This is a genomic window from Eubacterium ramulus (assembly GCF_003122485.1).
Classification (GTDB): Bacteria; Bacillota; Clostridia; order Lachnospirales; family Lachnospiraceae; genus Eubacterium_I; species Eubacterium_I ramulus_A.
On record NZ_JRFU01000236.1, the window covers coordinates 1 to 3899 of the forward strand.

The 3899-nt window shown below is 40.9% G+C and carries 4 protein-coding genes; 2 read left to right on the plus strand and 2 right to left on the minus strand.

The window, feature by feature from the left end; genetic code table 11:
- Nucleotides 1–47: 47 nt before the first annotated feature.
- Complete coding sequence (locus LG34_RS16110) at nucleotides 48–1025, minus strand: aldolase catalytic domain-containing protein (RefSeq protein WP_109216982.1); 978 nt, start codon at nucleotides 1023–1025, stop codon at nucleotides 48–50.
- Between the two features lie 256 nt (nucleotides 1026–1281).
- Between LG34_RS16110 and LG34_RS16115 the strand changes: the two genes are divergently transcribed.
- On the plus strand, nucleotides 1282–1959 hold the full coding sequence (locus LG34_RS16115; protein ID WP_109216983.1) for a CoA transferase subunit A: 678 nt from the start codon (nucleotides 1282–1284) through the stop codon (nucleotides 1957–1959).
- 1 nt (nucleotide 1960) lies between these two features.
- A complete protein-coding gene (locus tag LG34_RS16120) occupies nucleotides 1961–2620 on the plus strand; it encodes a 3-oxoacid CoA-transferase subunit B (protein ID WP_109216984.1) in 660 nt (219 codons plus the stop codon).
- 111 nt (nucleotides 2621–2731) lie between these two features.
- Here LG34_RS16120 and LG34_RS16125 read toward each other — a convergent pair whose 3' ends face one another.
- On the minus strand, nucleotides 2732–3436 hold the full coding sequence (locus tag LG34_RS16125) for a GTP pyrophosphokinase (RefSeq protein ID WP_109216985.1): 705 nt from the start codon (nucleotides 3434–3436) through the stop codon (nucleotides 2732–2734).
- Nucleotides 3437–3899 lie beyond the last annotated feature (463 nt).

Consider the following 3899-nt stretch of genomic DNA (forward strand, 5'->3'; position numbering starts at 1 on the left):
CTGACCAGAATCACGCACCAAGTCTCACGTGCGTTCGACTTGAATTTTTAGTCATCCAGCAGCATATGATAAAAATCCAGATAATTCGTATCGTGATTTTTCGTTGCGGCAATAGCAGTTCTTGGATGCTGATCTGTCAGACCGGTCAGCAGATAAGGGATATTGTATCCCCATACCGTTCCGTCTTCGATGAGTTTTAACATATGTTTTTCAATAAAAGAAAGTACCGGTGCAATCTCATACTTCGGATTTTTCAAAAATCCAAGCAGTCCTTCCAGTGAACAGTTTCCTGCGCCACGTCCCATTCCCATGACAGTTCCATCCAGCATACTTGCACCAACCGCCAGTGATTGAACGGTATTTGCAAAAGCACACTGCTGATTGTTATGCGCATGAATACCAACCATTTTTCCGCTCTCTGCCAGCGCATCCAGATAAATGGAGGTGATCTCACAGATCTGCATCGGATACAGAGAACCATAACTGTCTACCACATAAACACCATTTACCGAAGATTTTACAAGCATCTCCAGCGCCATCTGAATATCACGCTCCTGACATTTGGAAATTGCCATAATATTGCAGGTTGTCTCATAACCCTTTGCGGCAGCATCTTCAATCATGGCAATTGCTTCCGGCATCGTATTGATATAAGTAGCCACACGAACCAGATCCACCGGACTGTCTACGCGGTCCCTGATACTGTGTTTGTAATCACAGCGGCCCACATCTGCCATAATGGAGATTTTCATATCGGTATCATTGTCACCGACAATCTCACGAATTGCTTCATCTTCCGCGAATTTCCATTTTCCGAATTTGTTCACATCAAACTGCTTTTTATCTGCCCGGTAGCCGAACTCCATATAATCTACACCGGCTTCCAAATTCGTTTTATATAAATCGCGTACAAAGTCATCGGTAAAGTAAAAATCATTTACCAGACCACCGTCACGCAGCGTTGCATCCAAAACCACGACATCTTCCCTTACAGACATCATATTTCCTTTTCCGTAGTAATTCATCACTGTTTTCTCCTTTGTCTCAACTCATTTCTGTCATTTTATCTTACTTTATTCCAAAAATCAACAAAAATATTTTATCACTTTAAAGCGTTGATTCAAACTTTTTACAAACAAATCACAGTTTTTTCAATTTTTTTGTGAAATATCTCTGGATTTTGCCGGGCAAGGTGCTATAATGGAAACAGGCTATGTGGACGCATGACGTTATCAACAGAGCACAATAATTATTATCATGTAATTAATAGGAGGGAAAGAAATGGCTAAAACAAAAGTTATTTCTGCTAAAGAAGCTGCCGCACTGATCAAAGATGGCGATACAGTATTAGTCGGTGGATTCATGACAAACGGAACAGCAAAATCTATCGTAAACGAAGTAACAGCAAAAGACCTTACAGTTGTATGTAACGACGCAGGTTTCGAAAATGAAGGAACAGGTCGTTTACTTCACAACGGATTAATTAAAAGATTAATCGCTACACACGTAGGTCTGAACAAAGAAGTTGCAGCAAAATTCAATGCTGGTGAGATCGAATTAAAACTTCAGCCACAGGGTACACTTGCTGAGCAAGTACGTGCAGGCGGAGCTGGTCTTGCAGGATTCCTTACACCAACAGGTATCGGTACTATCGTTGCTGACAGCACTTCACCGACAACTCTTGAAGGCAAACAGGTTATCGAATTAGATGGTAAAGAGTACCTTCTTGAGAAAGCAATCCGTGGTAACGTTGCAATCATTCAGGGATATATTGCTGATGAATCCGGAAATATCCGTTACAAAGGATCTACTCGTAACTTCAACCCGATGATGGCTTCCGCAGCTGATATCGTTATCGCTGAAGTTGAGAAAATCGTTCCGGCTGGTGAGATTGGTCCAAACTATGTGGAAACTCCACACATTTATGTTGATTATTTAGTAGTAAAGGAGGAAGCATAAGATGGAAAGAAGCGAAATCAAACCATATATCGCGAAACGTGTCGCTAAAGAATTACATGATGGTGATGTTGTAAACCTTGGTATCGGACTTCCTACTATGGTTCCGGATTACCTTGATCCATCTGTTAAACTTACATTACAGTCTGAGAACGGATTCATCGGTCTTGCAGCTGTTGATCCGGAAGATCCGGATGCTGCATACATCGTAAATGCAGGTGGACAGCCGGCTGGTATCGAGAAAGACGGTATGTTCTTTGACAGTGCTACATCTTTCTCCATCATCCGTGGTGGACATGTAGATGCTACGATCCTTGGTTCTCTTCAGGTAGATGAGAAAGGAAATATCGCAAACTGGATCATTCCTGGAAAAATGGTTCCTGGAATGGGTGGAGCTATGGACCTTGTAGTAGGTGCTAAACGAGTTATCGTTGCTATGGAGCACACACAGAAAGGTGCACCGAAGATCTTAAAACAGTGTACATTACCTCTGACAGCAGAAGCTCAGGTAAACCTGATTGTTACTGAGATGGGTGTTATGGAAGTAACTCCGGAAGGAATCGTATTAAAAGAGTACAATCCGGAATTCACTGTTGAAGAGATTCAGGCAGCTACAGAAGCAAAACTGATCATCGCTGACGATCTGAAACCAATTGAGGCTTAAGATTCGATTACAGTTTAACAAATGAATACATTGAAGCAGGTAAAGAGAATGTACCCATTCCCCTGACTTTGAGTAATAAAAAAGGTGTGCTTTCCTGGAAGGCACACCTTTTTATACGTTTTCAATTGACTGTCTCAGATCCAGCATTCGCTGATCCATATTTCTTACATCAATGGCACAGGAAAACAGCTCCTTTTTCAATTGTTTTCCTTTTTTATGATGCTTTTTATACTGCAGCTGATATTCCAGTACCGACCAGAAATCCATTCCAATGGTTCTCAACTGAATTTCAACCTTTTTTCCATTAGCAAATTGTACGATCATATGCAGGCTTTGATAGCCACTGTTTTTCGGTTTTTTCACAAAATCTTTCTCTTTCACAATTGTAATTCCGGGAAGTTCACGGACAAAATCTCTCACCCGGTAGATATCATCCAGAAACAGACAGATCACACGAATTCCTGCCAGATCATTTATGTAAATAAACACATTCTCCTCTGTCAACTCCCGTTTCTTGCGCTCCATCTTTGCCAGAATACTCTCTCTTGTTTTTAAACGATATTTTGTATGACTGATAATGCTGCGTCCCAGTTCTTCTTCCTGCGCAAATCCAAAATCTGTAATCTGTGTCAGCAGATATCTCATACAATCCAGATATTCTTTTCGTAATTTCGGATCATCCAGAAATATCAGATTATCCCCTGTTTTCTCCGGAAACACATCGGCAGGTTCTTCTGTTTCACGCATTGTCACGTCCCCTGTTTTTATCTCTTTTTCTTTTTTGGTATCAATTCTCTTTTCTTTTTCTTCTTTCAAATATACATCTCTCCTTTCTTAGCCCACTCTATACTATATGCGTGGATTTCTGATTTATGACTTATTTTTTCTGATTAACTTTCCAGAAAAAATATTTCTCAGATTTGCAACATTTTCAGCTTATGACCACCGGGTAAAATCCAGAACCAGATTTCTGTAAATTGCAGGTAAAATTCCCAAATGCCATCATCATTTTTATCACAACATGCACATTGTGTAACACATGACATAATTCTTCTGCACATGTCTCCAATTCTGCCGGAAACCAAACCAACAAGGAGAACAAATCTACTTTGATTCAAGTCGAACGCACGTGAGACTTGGTGCGTGATTCTGATCAGCGCAAGCTGACATCTTCTTTTCAGAATCACTGCACTCTACACTTCGTTTCGGTCGGCGCAAAACCATTGTCTCCCAGACAATGTGCGCCCTCGCGGAGCATTTATCTCAGTCGGAGATTGAA

What these genes read in the sequence shown, in the direction of transcription:
- LG34_RS16120 (WP_109216984.1), top strand. Translation starts at nt 1,961, where the DNA reads ATGGAAAGAAGCGAAATCAAACCATATATCGCGAAACGTGTCGCTAAA.
- LG34_RS16110 (WP_109216982.1), bottom strand. Translation starts at nt 1,025, where the DNA reads ATGAATTACTACGGAAAAGGAAATATGATGTCTGTAAGGGAAGATGTC.
- LG34_RS16115 (WP_109216983.1), top strand. Translation starts at nt 1,282, where the DNA reads ATGGCTAAAACAAAAGTTATTTCTGCTAAAGAAGCTGCCGCACTGATC.